We start from the raw sequence: 19,337 nt of genomic DNA, 5'->3' as shown, positions 1-19,337 counted from the left end.
ATGACTGATCAGCGCAAAGGCAGCGATGCCGAACCCACCACTCACTTCGGCTTCAAGAACGTTCCGGAAAGCCAGAAAGCGGAAAAAGTCGCTGAGGTGTTCCACTCCGTAGCCGCCAAGTACGACCTGATGAACGACGTGCTGTCGGGCGGCATGCACCGCCTGTGGAAGCGCTTCACTATCGAGTTGTCGGGTGTACGCACCGGCAACCGCGTGCTGGACATTGCCGGCGGTACGGGCGACCTGGCCGCCAAGTTCTCCAAGCTCGTCGGCCCGACCGGCCAGGTGGTGCTGGCGGATATCAACGGCTCGATGCTCAAGGTTGGCCGTGATCGCTTGCTGGATAAAGGCGTGGCCGGCAACATCGAATTCGTCCAGGCCGACGCTGAAAAGCTGCCGTTCCCGGACAACCATTTCGACTGCGTGACCATCGCCTTCGGCCTGCGCAACGTAACCCACAAAGAAGACGCGATCCGCTCGATGCTGCGTGTGCTCAAGCCGGGTGGCCGCCTGCTGGTGCTGGAGTTCTCCAAGCCGACCAACGCGCTGATGTCCAAGGTCTACGACACCTACTCGTTCGCCTTCATGCCGTTGATGGGCAAGCTGATCACCAATGACGCCGAGAGCTACCGCTACCTGGCCGAATCGATCCGCATGCACCCCGACCAGGAAACGCTGAAGTCGATGATGGTAGACGCCGGTTTCGACCGCGTGACCTACCACAATATGACCTCGGGCATCGTCGCCCTGCACCGCGGCATCAAACCCTGATGCTGTTCGCAGGCCTTCTCGCCAGCGTTGAACACGGCCTCAACCGTGTGCTGCGCCTGGACAGCACCGCCCTGGCGCGGCTCGCGCACTTGAACGGCAAAATCATTGCCGTCGATTGCACGAGCCCCGCCTTGCAGCTGTTTATCCTGCCCAGCGATGAAGGCGTGCTGCTCGCGACCCAATGGGCCGCCGAAGCCGACTGCACCCTGCGTGCGCCCGCCTCGAGCCTGTTGCACCTGGCGCTGAGCCGCAACAAGACCGCCATCCTCCACGGCCCCGACGTGGAACTGGAAGGCGACAGCGCGGTGCTGATGGACCTGGCCGCCGTGCTGCAAGACCTGGAACTGGATTGGGAATACGAGCTGTCACGCTGGATCGGCCCCGTGGCCACTCAGTTGATCAGCGGGCACCTGCGCAGCCGCTCGCGCTGGTACCAGCAAGGGTTCGCCGCCCTCAACCAGAACCTTGCCGAATACCTGAGCGAAGAATCGCGCACCCTGGTCGGAGAACGGGAAGCGCAAGCGCGCTTTCGCGAACTCGACAAGGCCAAAATCGACCTGGAACGCCTCGAAGCGCGCGTTGAGCGCCTGAGCCGTTCCCTTGATCCAAGCGATAACGCATGAAGCTGCTCGCCGTCCGCCGTCTGTTTCGTATCCAGCGCGTCGTAATCCGCTACCGCCTCGATGACCTGCTGTTCGCCCTGCCCTTGCCGTGGTTTCTGCTGGCGGTGCGCTACGTGCTGCCGTGGCGCTGGTTCCCGCGCAGACCGCTGGAGCTGAGCCGTGGCGCGCGCCTGCGCCTGGCGTTGCAGGATTTGGGGCCGATTTTTATCAAGTTCGGGCAGATCCTCTCCACCCGCCGCGACCTGTTGCCCGAAGACATCGCCGACGAGTTGATGCTGCTGCAGGACCGCGTGCCGCCGTTTGATTCCCAACAGTCGATGAAGCTGATCGAAGAGCAGTTGGGCAAAAAAATCAGCGAAGTATTCAGCCGTTTCGACGTCGACCCGCTGGCCTCGGCCTCGGTCGCGCAAGTGCACGCCGCGCAGCTCAAGACTGGCGAAGAAGTGGTGGTGAAGGTGATTCGCCCCGGCCTCAAGCCGATCATCGGCCAGGACCTGGCGTGGCTGTTCATTCTTGCGCGCGCCGCCGAGCGCTTCTCTGCCGACGCGCGCCTGCTGCACCCGGTGGACGTGGTCGCCGACTACGAAAAAACCATCTACGACGAACTCGACCTGCTGCGCGAGGCCGCCAACGCCAGCCAGCTCAAGCGCAACTTCGAAGGCTCGCAACTGCTGTACGTGCCGCAAGTGTATTGGGACTGGTGCCGCCCCAAAGTGCTGGTGATGGAGCGCATCTACGGCGTGCAGGTCACCGACCTCGCCACCCTGGCCGACCAGCGCACCGACATGAAAATGCTCGCCGAGCGCGGCGTGGAGATCTTCTTTACCCAGGTGTTCCGCGACAGTTTCTTCCACGCCGACATGCACCCCGGCAACATCTTCGTCAGCACCGTCAACCCGTGGAGCCCGCAGTACATTGCGATCGACTGCGGCATCGTCGGCAGCCTGACCCCGGAAGACCAGGATTACCTGGCGCGCAACCTGTTCGCCTTCTTCAAGCGTGACTACCGCCGCGTGGCGCAACTGCACATCGATTCGGGCTGGGTGCCGGCAGAAACCAAGCTCAACGAATTCGAAGCGGCCATCCGCACCGTGTGCGAACCGATCTTTGAAAAACCGTTAAAAGATATTTCATTCGGCCAGGTACTGATGCGCCTGTTCCAGACCGCGCGGCGCTTCAATATGGAAGTGCAGCCGCAACTGGTGCTGCTGCAGAAAACCCTGCTCAACATCGAAGGCCTGGGCCGTCAGCTGTACCCGGACCTCGACCTGTGGAACACCGCGCAGCCGTTTCTGGAGCGCTGGATGCGTGAGCGCGTCAGCCCGAAAACCTTGCTGGGCAACCTGCAAAGCCAGGTTGAGCAACTGCCGCACCTGGCCAACATGACGCGCGACCTGCTGGAGCGCATGTCCCAGCCCCACGCCAAAGACCCCGCGCCGCCCTGGCAGAAGCGCAAGGACGATTGGTTCCTGCGCCTGCTGGGCGCCGCGCACCTGGTCGGCGGCGTAATGCTGGCCATCGGTGGGCCGTTGAACCAACTGGGCCACTGGCCGGCCGGCATCATGGTCGCCGTGGGTGTTTATCTGATCGTGCGTCGATAGCCGATCCGGTTATACACTGTCGCAAATTGCCGGAGCGGAACATGAAAGACTGGCTGGACGAGATCAAATGGGACAGTGACGGCCTGGTGCCGGCCATTGCCCAGGACTACAAGACCGGGCGCGTGCTGATGATGGCCTGGATGAACCGTGAGGCCCTGAGCCTCACTGCCACTGAGCAGCGCGCCATTTACTGGTCACGTTCGCGTGGCAAACTGTGGCGCAAGGGCGAAGAGTCCGGGCACGTGCAAACCCTGCACGAGATGCGCATCGACTGCGACGCCGACGTGGTAATCCTCAAAGTCGAGCAGATCGGCGACATCGCCTGCCACACCGGCCGTCACAGCTGCTTCTATCGCGTGTTCGAGAATGGCGAATGGAAGGTGGTCGAACCGGTGCTCAAAGACCCGCACGCCATTTACTCGGCAGGACACTAGACATGAGCGATACCCTCAACCGCGTGGCCCAGGTGCTGGAAGACCGCAAAGGCGCGGACGCCGACAGCTCCTATGTCGCCAGCCTGTACCACAAGGGTTTGAACAAGATTCTGGAAAAACTCGGCGAGGAATCCGTCGAAACCATCATTGCGGCCAAAGACGCTCAGATCAGCGGCGACTGCAGCGATGTCATCTACGAAACCGCTGACCTATGGTTCCACAGCCTGGTCATGCTCGCCCAACTGGGGCAGCATCCACAGGCCGTGCTGGACGAACTGGACCGTCGCTTCGGCTTGTCCGGGCACGCCGAAAAGGCCTCGCGCCCGTCCGCCTGAATAACTTTTACAGAGGAATTGCAGCATGGGCATTTTTGACTGGAAACACTGGATCGTCATTCTGGTGGTGGTGGTACTGGTGTTCGGCACCAAGAAACTCAAAAACCTGGGCACTGACGTGGGCGAGTCGATCAAGGGCTTTCGCAAAGCCATGAACGACGATGAAAAGCCCGCCGAACCTACCGCCAACCCGGTCCCCCCGGCGCAGCCTGTGCACCCGCAGGCGACCCAGCCGATCACTGAGCGTCGTACCTTCGACGTGCAGGCTGAAAAAGTCCAAGAGCCGACCCGCAAAGACTCGTGAGCACTGACTAATGTTTGGTATCAGCTTCTCTGAACTGCTCCTCGTCGGCCTCGTCGCCCTGCTGGTATTGGGGCCGGAACGCCTGCCCGGTGCCGCGCGCACGGCCGGCCTATGGATCGGGCGCCTGAAACGCAGTTTCAACGCCATCAAACAGGAAGTTGAACGGGAAATCGGCGCCGACGAGATTCGCCGCCAGCTGCACAACGAACATATCCTGTCGTTGGAGCAGGAAGCGCGCAAGATTCTGTCGCCGGTCAATGAGCCGAGCAAACCGACAGAGCCCGTGGCCGAGCACAGCATCGCGCCGCCGGCCGCGGCTGATGCTGCACCGGTGGTGGAACACCCCCCGGCACCCACCGCACCTGCCCCGACAGCGCCAGCGCCGACGCCCGTTGCGTCGCCCGCTCCCCATGACCCTACATTGCCGCCGCGAGCCCCATGAGCGCTGATAAACCGGAAAACGACCAGCACATGCCGCTGGTCTCGCACCTCACCGAGCTGCGTACCCGCCTGCTGCGTTGCGTAGCGGCGATCTTCATCATCTTTGCCGGGCTGTTCGCCTTCACCCAGCAGATCTACACCTTCGTTTCGACACCGCTGCGCCAGTACCTGCCGGCCGGCGCGACGATGATTGCCACCGACGTGTCGTCACCGTTCCTGACGCCGTTGAAGCTGACCATGATGGTTTCGCTGTTCCTGGCGATCCCGGTGATCCTGCACCAGATCTGGGGCTTTATCGCGCCGGGCCTGTACAAGCATGAGAAACGCATCGCGGTGCCATTGCTGGTGTCGAGCATCCTGCTGTTCTACACCGGCATGGCCTTCGCCTATTTCCTGGTGTTCCCGCTGATCTTCAAGTTCTTCGCCGCCGCCACCCCGGCCGGTGTGGAGATGATGACCGACATCACCAGTTACCTCGACTTCGTGATGACGCTGTTCTTCGCCTTTGGCGTGGCCTTTGAAATCCCGGTGGCCGTGGTGCTGCTGGTATGGATCGGCGTGGTTGACGTCAAGTACCTGAAGAAAGTGCGCCCGTACGTGATCATCGGTTGCTTTGTGGTCGGCATGATCCTGACGCCACCGGACATCTTCTCGCAGACCCTGTTGGCTGTGCCGATGTGGATGCTGTTCGAGATCGGCATCCTGTTTGGCAGTTTGATCAGCAAACGTGGCGAGCACCCGGATGACCAACCCGCCGACGACGATCAGCCGCCAGCGACCCAGCCGTGAACCTGCTGCTGCTTGAGGAGGCCGACTTTATCGCGGCCGACCGGGTGATCCTGCGTGATCGGCGCCTGGTGCATATGCAGGACGTCCACCGCGCAGTGGTGGGCGACAACCTGCGTGTGGGGCGCATTGGCGGGCTGATGGGCAACGCCCAACTGCTGCGCCTGGAGCCCGGCGAAGCCGAGCTGCAAGTCAGCTTCGACCTGCAGCCGCCGGCCAAACTGCCGCTGACCCTGCTGCTGGCCCTGCCGCGCCCGAAGATGCTGCGCCGAGTGCTGCAAACCGTCGCAGCCATGGGCGTGCCCAAGGTGGTGCTGGTCAACAGCTACCGCGTGGAGAAGAGCTTCTGGCAAACCCCGTTCCTTGAGCCCGAGGCGATTCGCGAGCAACTGGTTCTGGGTCTGGAGCAGGCGCGCGATACGGTGCTGCCCGAGATCGTTATCGAAAAGCGCTTCAAGCCGTTCGTCGAAGATCGCCTGCCAGCCATGACCGCAGGCACCCTCGGCCTGATCGGCCACCCCGGCGACTACCCAGCTTGCCCGCGTGCGCTGGATGAACCGGTAACGCTGGCCATCGGCCCGGAAGGTGGCTGGATACCCTACGAAGTGGACCTGCTGACCAAAGCCGGCTTGCAACCCGTGCAGCTCGGCGCACGAATCCTGCGCGTAGAAACCGCCGTGACCGCCCTGCTCGCCCGCCTGTTCTAAACCTCGCCGTTTGCTGCCAAGCGGGCTTTTTGTGGCGAGCGGGCTTGCCCGCGTTGGGGCGCGAAGCAGCCCAAAAACGGTCAACTGGGTATGCCTGACATACGGCGTTGCTCTGACTGCGGCTGCTGCGCAGCCCAACGCGGGGCAAGCCCGCTCGCCACAAAAAACCTGCCCACCTCAAAACGCGCAACATGATCCATCGCGCCTACAGAATAGTCCTGCGCAGCCGATAGCCTCTGAATAAGTCCAAGCCTTGTTCAAAGGGAGTTCGCAGTATGTATCGTTGGTTAGCCGAAAAACTGGGGAATGTGAGCGTCAACCGCAAGCTGAGCATTGGCTTTGGCTTGGTGTTAGTCCTGACGTTGTTGACCACCTTCACCGGCTGGACCGGCCTGGGCGATGTGATCAGTCGCGGTGACAAACTGGGCTTTATCTCCAGCCTCAACGGCCTGACCAAAGACCTGCGCCTGGCACGCCTGGACTTCGAAATGCGTCGCGGCGAACAAGGCACGGATGCGGTCAACGGCCTGCTTACCCAGCTGGACAACGGCCTTAAAACCGCACAAACCCTGATCGAGCAACCCGACGACAAGGCCCTGGTGGAGCAACAACAGGAGGCCTTGAACCAATACAAAAAAGCCTTCGCCACCATGGTCCAGGCCGGCCTGAAGCGCGAAGGCGCGCGCAGCAAGCTCGGCGACACCGCCGACAACGCCGTGGCCAAGACCAATGAGGTCGAGAAGGCGCTGCTGCAAGGTGACAGCGTCACCCAGTTCAACAGCGTGGTCGACTTGAGCAAGCTGATCCAGCAATCACGCTTCCAGGTGCGCGGCTACACCTACAGCGCCAAGACGGAGGCCGAGCAGCCTGCCCTGGATGCCATCGACAACGCCCTGAAGAAAATCACTGAACTGGAAGGCCAATTGCCTGCCCAGTACCAGGCCAACTTGCAAGAAGCCGGCGTGTCGCTGCAAGCCTATCGCGCCGCCGTCAGCCAGTACCGCGACTCCCAGGTCGCCAGCGCTGCGGCCCTGAAAATCATGACCGAGCAAGGCGATATCCTGCTGGGCCACAGCGAAAAACTCACCGTCTCGCAAACTGCAGTGCGCGATGCCGACGCGGCGCATGCCAAGCAGCTGTTGCTGCTGGCCACCGTACTGGCGCTGATCTTCGGCGTGGTCGCCGCCTGGGCCATCACGCGCCAAATCGTCATTCCGCTGAGCCAGACCCTCAAAGTCGCTGAGCACGTCGCCTCCGGCGACCTGAGCCACAACCTCAACTCTGCGCGCCAGGATGAGTTGGGGCAGCTGCAACGCGCCACGCAAAGCATGACCGTCGGCCTGCGCGAGCTGATCGGCGGCATCAGCGATGGCGTCACTCAGATCGCCAGCGCCGCCGAGCAACTGTCGGCCGTCACCGAGCAGACCAGCGCGGGGGTCAATAGCCAAAAGGTCGAGACCGACCAGGTGGCCACTGCCATGAATGAAATGGCGGCCACCGTGCAGGAAGTGGCGCGTAACGCCGAGGAAGCCTCTGAAGCCGCCGTGGCCGCTGACCAGCAGGCCCGCGAAGGCGACAAGGTCGTGGGTGAGGCCATCGCCCAGATCGAGCGCCTGGCCACTGAGGTGGGCAATTCCACCGAAGCCATGGGCCATCTGAAGCGCGAAAGCGACAAGATCGGCAGCGTGCTCGACGTGATCAAGTCGGTCGCCCAGCAAACCAACTTGCTGGCGCTTAACGCCGCGATCGAGGCCGCGCGTGCCGGTGAAGCCGGACGTGGCTTTGCCGTGGTCGCCGATGAGGTGCGCAGCCTGGCCCAGCGTACGCAGAAGTCCACTGAAGAGATCGAAGAGCTGATCGTCGGCCTGCAAAGCGGCACCCAGCAGGTGGCCACCATCCTGGACAACAGCCGTGGCCTCACCGACAGCAGCGTCGAGCTGACCCGTCGGGCCGGCAATGCGCTGGGCAATATCACCCGCACGGTCTCGACCATTCAGGCGATGAACTCGCAGATCGCCACCGCCGCCGAGCAGCAGAGTGCCGTGGCCGAAGAGATCAACCGCAGTGTGCTGAATGTGCGCGATGTGTCTGAACAGACCTCTTCGGCCAGTGAGGAAACCGCCGCCTCCAGTGCCGAACTGGCGCGCCTGGGGATTTACTTGCAAACCCTGGTAGGCCGCTTCCGCATCTGAGCCGCCTTGCACGGCGGCCGACCCGGGCCGCCGAACCCATTGAGCGTTTGAGCCTGTTTCGGCTCACCCGCTTGCAGGCACCGTGCCGGAGGAGATTAATCGCGGTGTGATGAGGGTGCGGTGTGCGTCGCCACACACCGCGGCCGCCGGTGCTCAATTGACCCAGTCGAGCCCGGCGTTGAGGTTTACAGGACCTGGCGCAGGAAGGCCTGGGCCCGCGGGTCTTTCGGCGCGTCAAAGAACGCGGCAGGGGACGCGTCTTCCAGCAATTTGCCATGATCGAAAAACAGCACGCGGTCGGCCACTTCGCGGGCAAAACCCATCTCGTGGGTGACGCAGACCATGGTCATGCCTTCCAGGGCGAGGGTCTTCATCACGTCCAGCACTTCACCGACCATTTCCGGGTCCAGCGCCGAAGTGGGCTCGTCAAACAGCATGACCTTGGGTTCCATCGCCAACGCGCGGGCGATGGCCACGCGCTGTTGCTGTCCACCGGACAAACGTGACGGAAACTCGTTGGCCTTTTGCGCAATACCGACCTTTTCGAGCAGCGCCAGGGCCTTGGCCTCGCGCTCTTGTTTGCCGCGCTTGCGCACGACTTTTTGCGCCAGGCACAGGTTTTCCAGCACCGTCATGTGCGGGAACAGGTTGAAATGCTGGAACACCATGCCGACTTCGCGGCGGTAGGCGTTCACGTCGGTTTTCGGGTCAGCCAGTTGCAGGCCGTCGATGCTGACGGAGCCCGAGTCGAATACTTCCAAACCATTCAGGCAACGCAGGAAGGTGGATTTGCCGGAACCCGACGGGCCGATCACTACCAGCACTTCGCCCTTGGCGACTTGGGTGGTGACGTGGTCCACCGCGCGCACCACGTGACCACGGGTGTCGAAGACTTTTACCAGATCGCGGACTTCAATCACTTTGCGCGAGCCTCCGCTCAAGCCGGCTGGCCATTTTCGACAGCGGCAGGTTGATCAGCAGGTACAGGCCTGCCACACAGAACAGGATTTCAAACGGCGAGAACGAGGTGGTGATCACCTCGCGGCCACTTTTGAGCAGCTCGGTAATCGCGATTACCGACACCAGCGACGTGTCCTTGACCAGGCTGATAAATTGCCCGGCCAAAGGCGGCAGCACGCGCTTGAACGCTTGCGGCAATACCACATGGCGCATCGACTGGCTGGCACTCAGGCCCAGCGAACGCGCGGCTTCATTCTGGCCGCGGGTGATCGACTGCACACCGGCGCGCACGATTTCCGCCACATAAGCGCCAGTGAACAGCGACAGCGCCGCGATCCCGGCAAACTCCCGCGACAGATTGAGCACCGTGCCGATGAAAAAATAGAAAATGAAGATCTGCACCAACAGCGGCGTACCGCGTACCAGCTCGACGTAGATCGTCGACAGGTCGCGCAGGGTCGGGTTACTGGACAGACGGCACAGGCCGGTTGCCAAACCGATCGCCAGGCCGAGAATGCCGGACACCACCGAGAGCCACAATGTGGTCCACAAGCCCCACATCAACGGCCCCAGCGCCCAATGCCGGGTGACGCCCACCACGTCGCCCTCGGCGACATCGTCGCCACGCGACACTTGCAGGCTGTTGTCGGCCACGGTGAGCTTTTGCTCGGTGCCGGCGTCGTTGCGCAGGGTCACTTCAGCGACGTCGCCTTTGTGCACCAGTTCCACCACGGTGGAGATGTCGGCGGCGCGCTGCGACGTTTCGGCCTGATAGGCGAAGTACTGCGGCACGCGGTTCCAGCGCCACTCGTAAGACATCAGCGAGGTGGCGTAGTACAACGCGCCAGCCAGGCCAACCAGCACGACCACAGTCAGCAGGTGCCAGGGCCATTGGGCTTTTTTCTGTTTCATTTCACTTTCCGAAGATGTATCGCCTGGCATGCCGTCATCGCGGGCAAGCCCGCTCCCATAAGGGAACGCATTTCAACTGTGGGAGCTGGCTTGCCTGCGATGAAGTCGACTGGGTGTCAGCCCTTATTCCATGTCCTTGAGCCACTCGGCGCTCTTGAACCACTTGTCATGGATGCGATCGTAGGTGCCGTCGTTGCGAATCTGGTGCAGGAAGTTATTGATGTAGTTAAGGCTGTCGTAATCGCCTTTTTTCAGGCCAAACGCCAACGGCTCGAAGGTGAAGGGTTCTTCCAGGAACACCAGTTTGCCGTTGCCGACCTTTTTCTCGGCAACCACGTTGTACGGCGCGTCATACACAAAGGCATCAGCCTTGCCATTGACCACGTCGAGCACGCCTTCCTGCTCGTTGTCGTAGCCGTGGTACTTGGCTTTGGAGATCAGCTTTTTGGCGACCATCTCACCGGTGGTGCCCAGCTTGGAGGTCAGGCGGTATTTCTCATCGTTGAGGTCTTTGTAGGACTTGATGGTGCCTTCCAGGTCCTTGCGAATCAGCAACGTCTGGCCGACCACGATGAAGGGTTCGCTGAAATTGAGTCGCAGGTTGCGTTCCTGAGTCAGGGTCATACCGCTGCCGATCATGTCGAACTTGCCGGTCAGGAAGGCCGGGATGATGCCGTCGTAACCGGTGGACACCAGCTCCAGTTTGACGCCCATCGATTTGGCCATGGCCTTGAGGATGTCGACTTCAAAGCCGATGATGTCACCGCGCTTGTCTGTCATTTCGAACGGCATGTAAGTCGGGTCCATGCCGACTTTCAGCGTGCCGCGCTTGACCGCATCATCGATGGCGCCAGCGTGGGCCGCAGTGGCCGCGACCAGCGCGGTGACGCCGAGCATCAGCATCGAAAGATACTTTTTCATCATCAAGTCCCCTGAACGGTTCTTATAAAGTCGGCGCGCAAAAGGGCTGCACCAATTCGGGGTGCGATCCTACCCCACTCGCTGCCCGTCACAAAGGTTTCACGGGTAAATGTTCCCTGCGTATGTCGGAAAAGCCCCACAACGGTGCAGCAACACGCAGGGTCAGACAGGTTCAGCGGGAGAGCGCGGCAACGTCTTGATAGATAAGTGGTTATGACGATCAATCAATCTCGGCCATCCAGGCGGTGTCCTTGAACCACTTGTCGTGCAGGCGATCGTAGGTCCCGTCCTGAGCCACCTGGCTAAGAAAGTGGTTGATCCAGTTGAGGCTGTCGTAATTACCTTTTTTCAACCCGAACGCCAGAGGCTCGAAGGTGAATGGCTGCTCAAGCGCCAACAGTGTGCGGTTTTCCGGCCGGGCCATTGCGATCAGGTTGTAGGGTGCGTCATGAATGAAGGCATCGGCATTGCCCTCCACCACTTGCCGCACGCCCTCTTCCGCGGTGGCGAAACTGGTTAACCGGGCCGCCCCGAGAAAGCGTCGCGCCGCTGTCTCTGCGGTGGTACCTGCCGTGGCGGCGATCCGATAACCCGCTTCGTCGAGGTCTTCGATACTGGAAATTTTGCCGGCCAGGCTCGGATGCAGCAGCGCGGTTTGGCCAACCACGATGAAGGAGTCGCTGAAATTCAGCTTCAGATTGCGCTCTTGAGTGACCGTCATGCCGCTGCCGATCAGATCGAACTTGTTCGCCATCAGCCCCGGTACCAGGTCGGTATAGGGCATGGTGACCAATTCGAGTTGGACGCCCAAGGCGTGGCTCATGGCCTTGAGCAAATCGATCTCGAAGCCGACGATGCGTCCCTGCTTGTCCGTCATCTCGAAGGGCACATAGGCGGGCGTGGTGCCGACCTTAAGCACGCCACGGCGCACGGCGTCATCCAGGGCGCCGGCACTCAGCAGACCCGCTTACACCCATGCGACAGCGCCTGTCAGCCACGCCCAACAATAGCTTTTGCTCATGATTCCCCCTGTGACCTCGTCAATTCGAGGGGGCGATGCTAACCCAGCCACAGGCACGGCAATACGTCGCGAACAAAGGACTTTTGTTTCGAAATAACAAGGCGTTAGTGCGTAGAGGAAGAAGCGCGAAACGCTGTAGGACCAGCGCTTCAAACGCCCCCCGAGGTGGGCCCTCGGGGGCGTATGAATCAGGCCGGTTGAGCCTGGGACGACAGCGGTTGCAGCGGCAGCAAAGGCGCGTGCGGGTCCGCCTTGATCGAAGCACGCCAGGCGCCGAGCCACTCGGCGTGACCTTCGCTCCAGACTTGCTGGTGCAGGCGAGCCAGGGCGACCGGATCGCTGAGCAGCGCCACGCGCTCGCCGTTGTTGAGGCCGGCAGGGCCGACTTTCAATGCGTGGCGGACACGCTCCTGACGCAGATGCTCGATCGGCTCCGCTTCACGGTGACGCGAGGTCGCCAGGGCGCAGGCCAGCGCATTCTGCTGCGGGTCGACGACCGAACGCACAAACCCGTCGTTCAGCGCGTGCCAACGGTTTTCGTGGGTGTACTTCTCGGTCGACAGCAAGGCCTGCGGCGGATTGTATTCCTCAGGGATCAGGAACAGGCTCTCGTCGCGGGACTTGAGGCCCAGCTTCACGCGGCTGGAAATCACCGACACCGGAATCGACAGCATCAGCGAACCGACAATCGGGATCAGCCACCACAGGAAGCTTGGGTTCAGCCACACCACCAACAACGCCCAGAGGAAGCCGAGCAATGTTTGCGGACCGTGACGTTTGACCGCCTCGCTCCACGGCGTGGAGTCGTCGTCACGCTGCGGCGAGTTCCAGGTCGCAGCCCAGCCGAGGAACGCGGCGAGCACGAAACGGGTGTGGAAGATCATCCGCACCGGCGCCAGCAGCATCGAGAACAGCATCTCCAGCAGCATCGACAAGGTCACCTTGAACTTGCCGCCGAACTCTTTCGCGCCCTTGGCCCAGATCAGGATGATGCTCAGCAACTTAGGCAGGAACAACAGCACGATGGTGGTGGAGAACAGCGCCACCGCCTTGTCCGGATGCCATTGCGGCCACAGCGGGTACAACTGGCGTGGCGCCATGAAGTACTGCGGCTCCATCAGGGTGTTCACCGCCAGCAACGCCGTCGACAGCACCAGGAAGAAGAACCACAACGGCGCCGACAGGTACGACATCACGCCGGTCAGGAACACCGCGCGGTGCACCGGGTGCATGCCTTTTACCAGGAACAGGCGGAAGTTCATCAGGTTACCGTGGCACCAGCGACGGTCACGCTTGAGTTCGTCCAGCAGGTTCGGCGGCAGTTCTTCGTAGCTGCCCGGCAAGTCGTAGGCAATCCACACGCCCCAGCCGGCACGGCGCATCAGCGCTGCTTCAACGAAGTCGTGGGAGAGGATCGCACCGGCAAACGCGCCTTTACCCGGCAACGGCGCCAGGGCGCAGTGCTCGATAAACGGCTTCATGCGGATGATCGCGTTGTGGCCCCAGTAGTGGGATTCACCCAACTGCCAGAAGTGCAGGCCAGCGGTAAACAGCGGGCCGTACACACGGGTGGCGAACTGCTGCATGCGCGCATACAGGGTGTCCATGCCCGACGCACGCGGCGCGGTCTGGATAATCCCGGCATCCGGCGTGGCTTCCATCAGGCGCACCAGGCTGGTCAGGCATTCGCCGCTCATCACGCTGTCGGCGTCGAGGACCACCATGTACTTGTAGTCACCGCCCCAGCGACGGCAGAAGTCGTCGAGGTTGCCGCTTTTGCGTTTGACGCGACGGCGACGGCGGCGATAGAAGATCTTGCCGAACCCCCCGGCTTCGCGGCACACGTCAAGCCAGGCTTGCTGTTCGGCGATGCAGATATCGGCTTCGTTACTGTCACTGAGGACGAAGAAATCGAAACGGTCCAGATCGCCCGTGGCGGCCACCGATTCGAAGGTGGCGCGCAGACCGGCAAATACCCGGGGCACGTCTTCGTTGCAAATCGGCATTACCAGAGCGGTGCGGGCGTCTTTGGGAATCGGCTCGTCACCGGCACTTTTACCGGAAATCCGGTATTTATCGTGACCGGTGAGCAGTTCCAGAAAGCCCATCAGCGCGGTCCAGAAACCGGCCGAGACCCAGCAGAACAAGATCCCGAACATGATCAGGATGCTGGTTTGCAGGGCGTAAGGCAGGACTTGGGTCGCGGTTTGCAGCAAGGTCTGGTTGCGCACTTCGTCGAAGTCGACCAGTGACCAGCCCTGGTACGGCATGATGCCTTTCATGTACCAGCCGGCAACGATGGTCTGACCGAGCATCAAAATCAGCAGGATGTAGCGGCGGATCGAACCGACGGTACGCCAGCGCGCGGCCGGCAGTACACGGTCGTCCTTGGGCGGCTTTGGCGGGTTGGTGCGACCGGTCATCCGGCGCCAACCACGCACCAGAATGTTGGTGCGCCAAGGCTCAGGCACCACTTTGGTCCGACGGATCGGCGGCGTGGCCTTCAGGCAAACCCGGCCGCTGGCGTCGAGCGCAAGCATTTCCGCGTCTTGCAGCTCTTCGGCGGTGTTGAGGGTCAGCCGACGGCCGACCGACGCTTGGGCAGCGTCGGTTGGTGCGTCGAACGTCGCGGACGAAAGCCGCTCATGCAGCTCGCTGAAGGACGTGCAGCCCGCCAGCTCGGCGCGCTGCTCGGCGGTCATCGGGAGGTGCGCCAGGTACTCGGACAGAGTCTCGGGCGTGGCTTGAGAATTACTCATCGGCAGGCAACTGATAGCTCCAGGTTTCGGTCAGGACGTGTTCTGTCTTGGCCGGCTCCGGATTAGAGAGTGGCGTGGCCGGGGCAGCTTCTGGCTGCTTGGCTTCCTTGTCTTTGGCTTCTTTCGCGTCTTTTGCTTCTTTAGCTTCTTTAGCTTCTTTAGCTTCTTTCTTGGCCTGTTTCTCGTGTTGCTTGGCCAGCAGCTTGTCGGCCTTGATCACCTGGGTCGACGCTTTTTCAGGCTCCGGCTGCGGGATGTCCTGGACCAGGGCCGCACGCATTTCAGTCGGTTTGCCTGCGTCCTTGATCTTCATCCGCAGGGTCAGGCGCCAGCCTTTGGTGTGTTCGTTGTAACGCACGCTGTTTTCAACGATTTCGGCGTTGTCGCCGACACTCACTTGGCTGCGCACCGCGGCGTCTGCCGGCAGGGCTTTGAGGGACGGGCCCTCGAAGTCAACCAGGTAGGCCACGCTGCCGTCCGGCTGACGGATCAGGTTGGATTGCTTCACGTCACCGGTCGAACGCAGGGTCTGCTTGACCCAGGCGCTGTCGGCCGGGTGCAGGGCTTTCTCGTCCATGGTCCAGTGCAGGCGGTAGCTGATGTCCAGCGGCTCGCCGACTTTTGGCAGCTCGGCCGGGCTCCAGAACGCAACGATGTTGTCGTTGGTTTCATCGGCGGTCGGAATCTCTACCAAATCGACCGAACCCTTGCCCCAGTCGCCTTCAGGCTCGATCCAGGCGCTTGGGCGCTTGTCGTAGTTGTCGTCCAGGTCTTCGTAGTGGCTGAAGTCGCGGCCACGTTGCAGCAGGCCGAAACCACGCGGGTTTTCGATGGCAAAGTTGCTGACCGACAGGTGTTTAGGGTTGTTCAGAGGGCGCCAGATCCACTCGCCATTGCCGGCATGGATCGACAGACCGCTGGAATCGTGCAGTTCACGACGGTAGTTGAGCACCTTGGACGGCTGGTTCGCACCGAACAGGAACATGCTGGTCAGCGGGGCGACGCCCAGTTTGCTGACCTTGTCGCGCAGGAACATCTGCGATTTGACGTCGACAACGGTGTCGGTGCCAGGGCGCAGGGTCAGGCGATAGGCACCGGTAGCGCGTGGGGAGTCCAGCAAGGCGAAGATCACCAACTGCTTTTCACCCGGTTTCGGACGCTCGATCCAGAATTCGGTGAAACGCGGGAATTCTTCACCGGACGGCAATGCAGTGTCGATCGCCATGCCACGGGCAGACAGGCCATACGACTGGCCTTTGCCGACGACGCGGAAGTAGCTGGCGCCGAGCATGGTCATGATTTCGTCTTGCTTGTCGGGCGTGTTGATCGGGTACAGCACACGGAAACCGGCATAACCCAGCTGTTCAGTGGACTTGGGATCGTATTTCACGTCGCCGAAATCGAAACGCGTCGGGTCGTATTTGATTTCCTGAACGGTGTCGGCGGTGACTTCGTTGATTTTCACCGGCGTGTCGAAGTGCATGCCCTGGTGATAGAAGGACAACTTGAACGGCGTGTTCTGATCGGCCCACTCGGCTTTTTCGTTACGGAAACGAATCTTCTGATAGTCGGCGAATTTCATTTCGCGAAATTCGTTCGGCAGATTGCTGCGCGGAGCTTCGTATTTCTGCCCGGCCAGCTCTTTTGCCTTGGCCGACACATCATCCAGACTGAATGCCCACAGTTGACCCGCGCCGAACAGGCAAAACAGGGCAGAGCCCGTTACCAGTGCGTTTCGTAACCGTTTGGCAGACAATTTTGGTGCATTACAGGGACTAACAATCACGAGCAACCCTCGCCGAAAACAGATCAAAAAACCAACGGCCAGCTATCTATATGCCAGGTTGGCGAGCATTGTTCCGACTCCCTTGGGTCAAAATGATTCCCCATTGGTTTGTCGGACAAGTCTCTACCTAAGTCAAAAATGGACCAAACAACGCTGATCCCCGTAGCGCGCGATTATCTAGTAGCCTGCGAAACAACGCATCAGGGACAACGAAGTATTTGTAGCGAAACCCTGCGTTTTTAGGCATTAACGTCGTTTTTAATACATTCATGTCTGTAAGAGGAAGGTCACAGGGCCATCATTGACCAAATGCACCTGCATATCCGCCCCAAAACGCCCTGACGCCACCTTGCCATGCAATTGTTGCGCTTGTAACAGCAAGTGATCAAAAAGCGCTGCTCCCAGCGCCGGAGGGGCCGCCGTGGAGAAGCTTGGCCGCAGGCCGCTTTTGGTATCCGCCGCCAGGGTGAACTGCGACACCAGCAGCAAACCGCCGCCAATGTCTTTCAAGGACAGGTTCATCTTGCCCTCGTCATCACTGAATACCCGGTAGTTAAGCAGCTTGTGTAACAGTTTGTCGGCGCTCTCTGGGGTATCTGAAGGCTCAACGGCGACCAGCACCAGCAAACCCTGGTCAACAGCGCCTACGACCTCGCCCGCCACTTCGACGCGGGCGCCACGCACCCGTTGCAACAGGCCCTTCATGCTTCTTCTGGCGGCAGATCAAGCAGGCGCCGTGCCATTTCGCCGGTTGCACGCACCAAGGCATCGGTGATGCCGGGCTCGGACGCGGCATGGCCGGCCTCGCGAATCACCTGCAGCTCACTGTTGGGCCACGCCTGATGCAGCTCCCAGGCATTGTCCAGCGGGCAGATCATATCGTAGCGCCCGTGAATGATTACGCCAGGCAAGTGGGCGATCTTGTGCATGTCGCGAATCAGCTGGTTGGGTTCCAGGAAGGAGTTGTTGGTGAAGTAGTGGCATTCGATACGTGCGATCGACAGCGCGCGCTGCGGCTCGGAAAACCGCTCGACATGCTGCGGGCTCGGGCACAGGCCCAGCATGCGGCCTTCCCAGCCGGACCACGCCTTGGCGGCGTGCATCTGGGCGATCTGGTCGTTGCCGGTCAGGCGCTTGTGGTACGCGGCGACCAGGTCGTGGCGCTCATCCGCCGGGATCGGTGCCAGATAGTCCTGCCAGTAATCCGGGAACATGCGGCTCGCGCCTTCCTGGTAAAACCAGTGAATGTCCTGGTCGCGAGCCAGGAAGATCCCGCGCAGGATCAGGCCATGCACGCGCTCGGGATGGGTTTGCGCGTAAGCCAGCGACAGGGTCGAGCCCCAGGAGCCGCCAAACAGCACCCACTTTTCGATGCCCAGGTGTTCGCGAATGCGCTCAAGGTCGGCGACCAGGTCCCAGGTGGTGTTGTTTTCCAGGCTGGCGCGAGGCGTGGAGCGTCCGCAGCCGCGCTGGTCGAAGGTGACAATGCGGTACAGGTTCGGATCAAAGTAGCAGCGGCTCTGGGCGTCGCAGCCGGAGCCCGGGCCACCGTGGATAAAGACGACGGGCAAGCCTTCGGGGGAGCCGCTTTCATCGACGTACAGGGTGTGGGTGTCATCGACGGCCAGATCGTGCCGGGCGTAGGGTTTGATCTGCGGGTACCAAGTCTGCATTGCGCGCTCCGTAGGGTGTCGGGTTCATCCCTGAGGGGACGTCTATTATTTTTGCCGTCTGGCATCATAAACCCGAATTGTGCAATGAGCATGTCCTTGAGCACTTAGACCTGTGTCAGCCCTTCGCTCCCCAGGCAGCGCCTCACGTAGCCCAATAGATAGTCGTAGAGCTGATCCACCTGCGCCACTTGGCCGCGCGCGCGCAAGCAGCCGTGGACCAGGCCTTTGCCGGGATACAACACCGCCTCCACAGTTGCCGCCCGCAGGCGTTCGGCGTACAGCATGCCGTCGTCGCGCAGCGGGTCGAACTGGGCCACGGCGATCAGCGCCTTGGGTAAACCGCTGAAGTCCTTGGCCAGCAGTGGCATGGCATAGGCCGATGGCGTGTCCGCGCCCGGCAGGTAGAGCGCCAGGTAGCAGTCGGTGTCGGCAGTACTGAGCAAGGGCGCATCCATGCAATCACGGCGCGACGGCAGGTCCGCCGCGCCGCCCAAACCTGGGTAAATCAGCACTTGGGCGCGGGGCAGCGGCTGGCCGTCATCGCGCAAACCCAGGCACAACGCCGCAGCCAGATTGCCGCCCGCGCTGTCGCCCATCACCACCAGGCGCTGCAGGTTGATGGCGTGCGGCCCCTGCCCGGCCTGGATGGCCTGCCACACTGCGCGGCAATCCTGGTATGCCGCCGGGAACGGGTGTTCCGGCGCCAGGCGGTAGTCGATGGCGATCACCAGTACTTCAAGCGTGCTGGCCAGCTCGAAGCAGATGAAGTCATGGGAATCCAGCCCGCCGACCACCCAGCCGCCGCCGTGCATATAAAGCAGGCATGGCCAGCCTTCGGTTGGCGTGGGCGCTGAAGGGAGATAGCTGCGCACGCCGACTGCACCGAGGGCAAAGTCAGCGACTTGCAGCCCTGCTGGCTTCGGCGGGGTGAATGCCTGGCACATGCGGTCGTAGTTGCGGCGCAAACCTGCGAGCGACGAGTCGTCGCTGCTGAAGGATTCGGTTTTAGTGACGAAGGCCGCAAGCTGCGGAGAAATCGGATACATGCGCAAATATCCCTAATCGCTGTGGATCCAGTGTGGGAGCTGGCTTGCCTGCGATAGCGGTGTGT

The 19,337-nt window shown here is 61.4% G+C and carries 18 protein-coding genes and 2 pseudogenes; 11 read left to right on the top strand and 9 right to left on the bottom strand.

What is annotated here, in order from left to right; genetic code table 11:
• The 11 genes and pseudogenes from ubiE to ABWL43_RS01905 all read left to right on the top strand — a co-directional run bounded on the left by ubiE (position 1) and on the right by ABWL43_RS01905 (position 8,194).
• Positions 1-771, top strand: coding sequence for a bifunctional demethylmenaquinone methyltransferase/2-methoxy-6-polyprenyl-1,4-benzoquinol methylase UbiE (gene ubiE / locus ABWL43_RS01955; protein WP_106577513.1), 771 nt, complete (start codon positions 1-3; stop codon positions 769-771).
• Entirely contained in the window at positions 771-1,394 is a 624-nt protein-coding gene (locus ABWL43_RS01950; protein WP_145159959.1) for an SCP2 domain-containing protein, read from the top strand. Before ubiE ends, ABWL43_RS01950 begins: the two co-directional genes overlap by 1 nt.
• A complete protein-coding gene (gene ubiB / locus ABWL43_RS01945) occupies positions 1,391-2,995 on the top strand; it encodes a ubiquinone biosynthesis regulatory protein kinase UbiB (protein ID WP_145159957.1) in 1,605 nt (534 codons plus the stop codon). The genes ABWL43_RS01950 and ubiB overlap by 4 nt, the downstream gene beginning before the upstream one ends.
• Before the next feature lie 41 nt (positions 2,996-3,036).
• Positions 3,037-3,429, top strand: a complete 393-nt coding sequence (gene hisI, locus ABWL43_RS01940; RefSeq protein ID WP_012721796.1) for a phosphoribosyl-AMP cyclohydrolase — start codon at positions 3,037-3,039, stop codon at positions 3,427-3,429.
• Between the two features lie 2 nt (positions 3,430-3,431).
• Complete coding sequence (locus tag ABWL43_RS01935) at positions 3,432-3,764, top strand: phosphoribosyl-ATP diphosphatase (protein ID WP_003209299.1); 333 nt, start codon at positions 3,432-3,434, stop codon at positions 3,762-3,764.
• 25 nt (positions 3,765-3,789) lie between these two features.
• A complete protein-coding gene (locus ABWL43_RS01930; RefSeq protein WP_057010636.1) occupies positions 3,790-4,068 on the top strand; it encodes a twin-arginine translocase TatA/TatE family subunit in 279 nt (92 codons plus the stop codon).
• Between the two features lie 10 nt (positions 4,069-4,078).
• A complete protein-coding gene (gene tatB / locus ABWL43_RS01925; protein ID WP_404486475.1) occupies positions 4,079-4,510 on the top strand; it encodes a Sec-independent protein translocase protein TatB in 432 nt (143 codons plus the stop codon).
• Entirely contained in the window at positions 4,507-5,298 is a 792-nt protein-coding gene (gene tatC, locus ABWL43_RS01920; protein ID WP_106577507.1) for a twin-arginine translocase subunit TatC, read from the top strand. The genes tatB and tatC overlap by 4 nt, the downstream gene beginning before the upstream one ends.
• Positions 5,295-6,002: a 16S rRNA (uracil(1498)-N(3))-methyltransferase gene (locus ABWL43_RS01915; protein ID WP_145159953.1), complete on the top strand. Its 708-nt coding sequence runs from the start codon at positions 5,295-5,297 to the stop codon at positions 6,000-6,002. Before tatC ends, ABWL43_RS01915 begins: the two co-directional genes overlap by 4 nt.
• Positions 6,003-6,277: 275 nt before the next feature.
• Positions 6,278-7,309: pseudogene (locus tag ABWL43_RS01910) on the top strand (methyl-accepting chemotaxis protein); the annotation flags it as partial.
• 21 nt (positions 7,310-7,330) lie between these two features.
• A complete protein-coding gene (locus ABWL43_RS01905) occupies positions 7,331-8,194 on the top strand; it encodes a methyl-accepting chemotaxis protein (RefSeq protein WP_370004708.1) in 864 nt (287 codons plus the stop codon).
• A 185-nt stretch (positions 8,195-8,379) separates the two neighbouring features.
• Here the strand turns inward: ABWL43_RS01905 and ABWL43_RS01900 are convergent, their stop codons facing one another.
• The 9 genes and pseudogenes from ABWL43_RS01900 to ABWL43_RS01860 form a co-directional block, all read right to left on the bottom strand.
• Positions 8,380-9,114, bottom strand: coding sequence for an amino acid ABC transporter ATP-binding protein (locus tag ABWL43_RS01900; RefSeq protein WP_145159949.1), 735 nt, complete (start codon positions 9,112-9,114; stop codon positions 8,380-8,382).
• The gene (locus tag ABWL43_RS01895) at positions 9,107-10,066 is read right to left on the bottom strand and encodes an amino acid ABC transporter permease (RefSeq protein ID WP_145159947.1); all 960 of its coding nucleotides are present in this window, start codon (positions 10,064-10,066) and stop codon (positions 9,107-9,109) included. Before ABWL43_RS01895 ends, ABWL43_RS01900 begins: the two co-directional genes overlap by 8 nt.
• Positions 10,067-10,189: 123 nt before the next feature.
• On the bottom strand, positions 10,190-10,987 hold the full coding sequence (locus ABWL43_RS01890; RefSeq protein WP_145159945.1) for a transporter substrate-binding domain-containing protein: 798 nt from the start codon (positions 10,985-10,987) through the stop codon (positions 10,190-10,192).
• Between the two features lie 220 nt (positions 10,988-11,207).
• A complete protein-coding gene (locus ABWL43_RS01885; protein ID WP_404488350.1) occupies positions 11,208-11,948 on the bottom strand; it encodes a transporter substrate-binding domain-containing protein in 741 nt (246 codons plus the stop codon).
• A 246-nt stretch (positions 11,949-12,194) separates the two neighbouring features.
• A pseudogene (gene mdoH / locus ABWL43_RS01880) lies at positions 12,195-14,767 on the bottom strand (glucans biosynthesis glucosyltransferase MdoH); the annotation flags it as partial.
• Positions 14,760-16,553 (bottom strand): glucan biosynthesis protein G, encoded by a 1,794-nt coding sequence (locus ABWL43_RS01875; protein WP_347341007.1) that lies wholly within the window; start codon positions 16,551-16,553, stop codon positions 14,760-14,762. The pseudogene mdoH and the gene ABWL43_RS01875, both read right to left, overlap by 8 nt.
• Before the next feature lie 267 nt (positions 16,554-16,820).
• Positions 16,821-17,258, bottom strand: coding sequence for a D-aminoacyl-tRNA deacylase (dtd, locus tag ABWL43_RS01870; RefSeq protein ID WP_145159937.1), 438 nt, complete (start codon positions 17,256-17,258; stop codon positions 16,821-16,823).
• Positions 17,255-18,226: a prolyl aminopeptidase gene (gene pip, locus ABWL43_RS01865; protein WP_119738084.1), complete on the bottom strand. Its 972-nt coding sequence runs from the start codon at positions 18,224-18,226 to the stop codon at positions 17,255-17,257. The genes dtd and pip overlap by 4 nt, the downstream gene beginning before the upstream one ends.
• A gap of 104 nt (positions 18,227-18,330) precedes the next feature.
• Positions 18,331-19,272 carry an alpha/beta hydrolase gene (locus tag ABWL43_RS01860; RefSeq protein ID WP_369301652.1) on the bottom strand — a complete coding sequence of 314 codons (942 nt, stop codon included), beginning with the start codon at positions 19,270-19,272 and terminating at the stop codon, positions 18,331-18,333.
• Between the last annotated feature and the right edge of the window lie 65 nt (positions 19,273-19,337).

It is taken from the genome of Pseudomonas sp. HT11, from assembly GCF_044875395.1.
Taxonomy (GTDB): domain Bacteria; phylum Pseudomonadota; class Gammaproteobacteria; order Pseudomonadales; family Pseudomonadaceae; genus Aquipseudomonas.
The sequence above is the reverse complement of the archived record's forward strand: the minus strand, read 5'-3'. Positions and strand labels throughout refer to the sequence as shown.

Bases quoted from the DNA above. Each gene is read 5' to 3' on its own strand.
- ubiE (WP_106577513.1), top strand. From the start codon at position 1: ATGACTGATCAGCGCAAAGGCAGCGATGCCGAACCCACCACTCACTTC.
- ABWL43_RS01950 (WP_145159959.1), top strand. From the start codon at position 771: ATGCTGTTCGCAGGCCTTCTCGCCAGCGTTGAACACGGCCTCAACCGT.
- ubiB (WP_145159957.1), top strand. From the start codon at position 1,391: ATGAAGCTGCTCGCCGTCCGCCGTCTGTTTCGTATCCAGCGCGTCGTA.
- hisI (WP_012721796.1), top strand. From the start codon at position 3,037: ATGAAAGACTGGCTGGACGAGATCAAATGGGACAGTGACGGCCTGGTG.
- ABWL43_RS01935 (WP_003209299.1), top strand. From the start codon at position 3,432: ATGAGCGATACCCTCAACCGCGTGGCCCAGGTGCTGGAAGACCGCAAA.
- ABWL43_RS01930 (WP_057010636.1), top strand. From the start codon at position 3,790: ATGGGCATTTTTGACTGGAAACACTGGATCGTCATTCTGGTGGTGGTG.
- tatB (WP_404486475.1), top strand. From the start codon at position 4,079: ATGTTTGGTATCAGCTTCTCTGAACTGCTCCTCGTCGGCCTCGTCGCC.
- tatC (WP_106577507.1), top strand. From the start codon at position 4,507: ATGAGCGCTGATAAACCGGAAAACGACCAGCACATGCCGCTGGTCTCG.
- ABWL43_RS01905 (WP_370004708.1), top strand. From the start codon at position 7,331: ATGACCGTCGGCCTGCGCGAGCTGATCGGCGGCATCAGCGATGGCGTC.
- ABWL43_RS01895 (WP_145159947.1), bottom strand. From the start codon at position 10,066: ATGAAACAGAAAAAAGCCCAATGGCCCTGGCACCTGCTGACTGTGGTC.
- ABWL43_RS01890 (WP_145159945.1), bottom strand. From the start codon at position 10,987: ATGAAAAAGTATCTTTCGATGCTGATGCTCGGCGTCACCGCGCTGGTC.
- dtd (WP_145159937.1), bottom strand. From the start codon at position 17,258: ATGAAGGGCCTGTTGCAACGGGTGCGTGGCGCCCGCGTCGAAGTGGCG.
- pip (WP_119738084.1), bottom strand. From the start codon at position 18,226: ATGCAGACTTGGTACCCGCAGATCAAACCCTACGCCCGGCACGATCTG.
- ABWL43_RS01860 (WP_369301652.1), bottom strand. From the start codon at position 19,272: ATGTATCCGATTTCTCCGCAGCTTGCGGCCTTCGTCACTAAAACCGAA.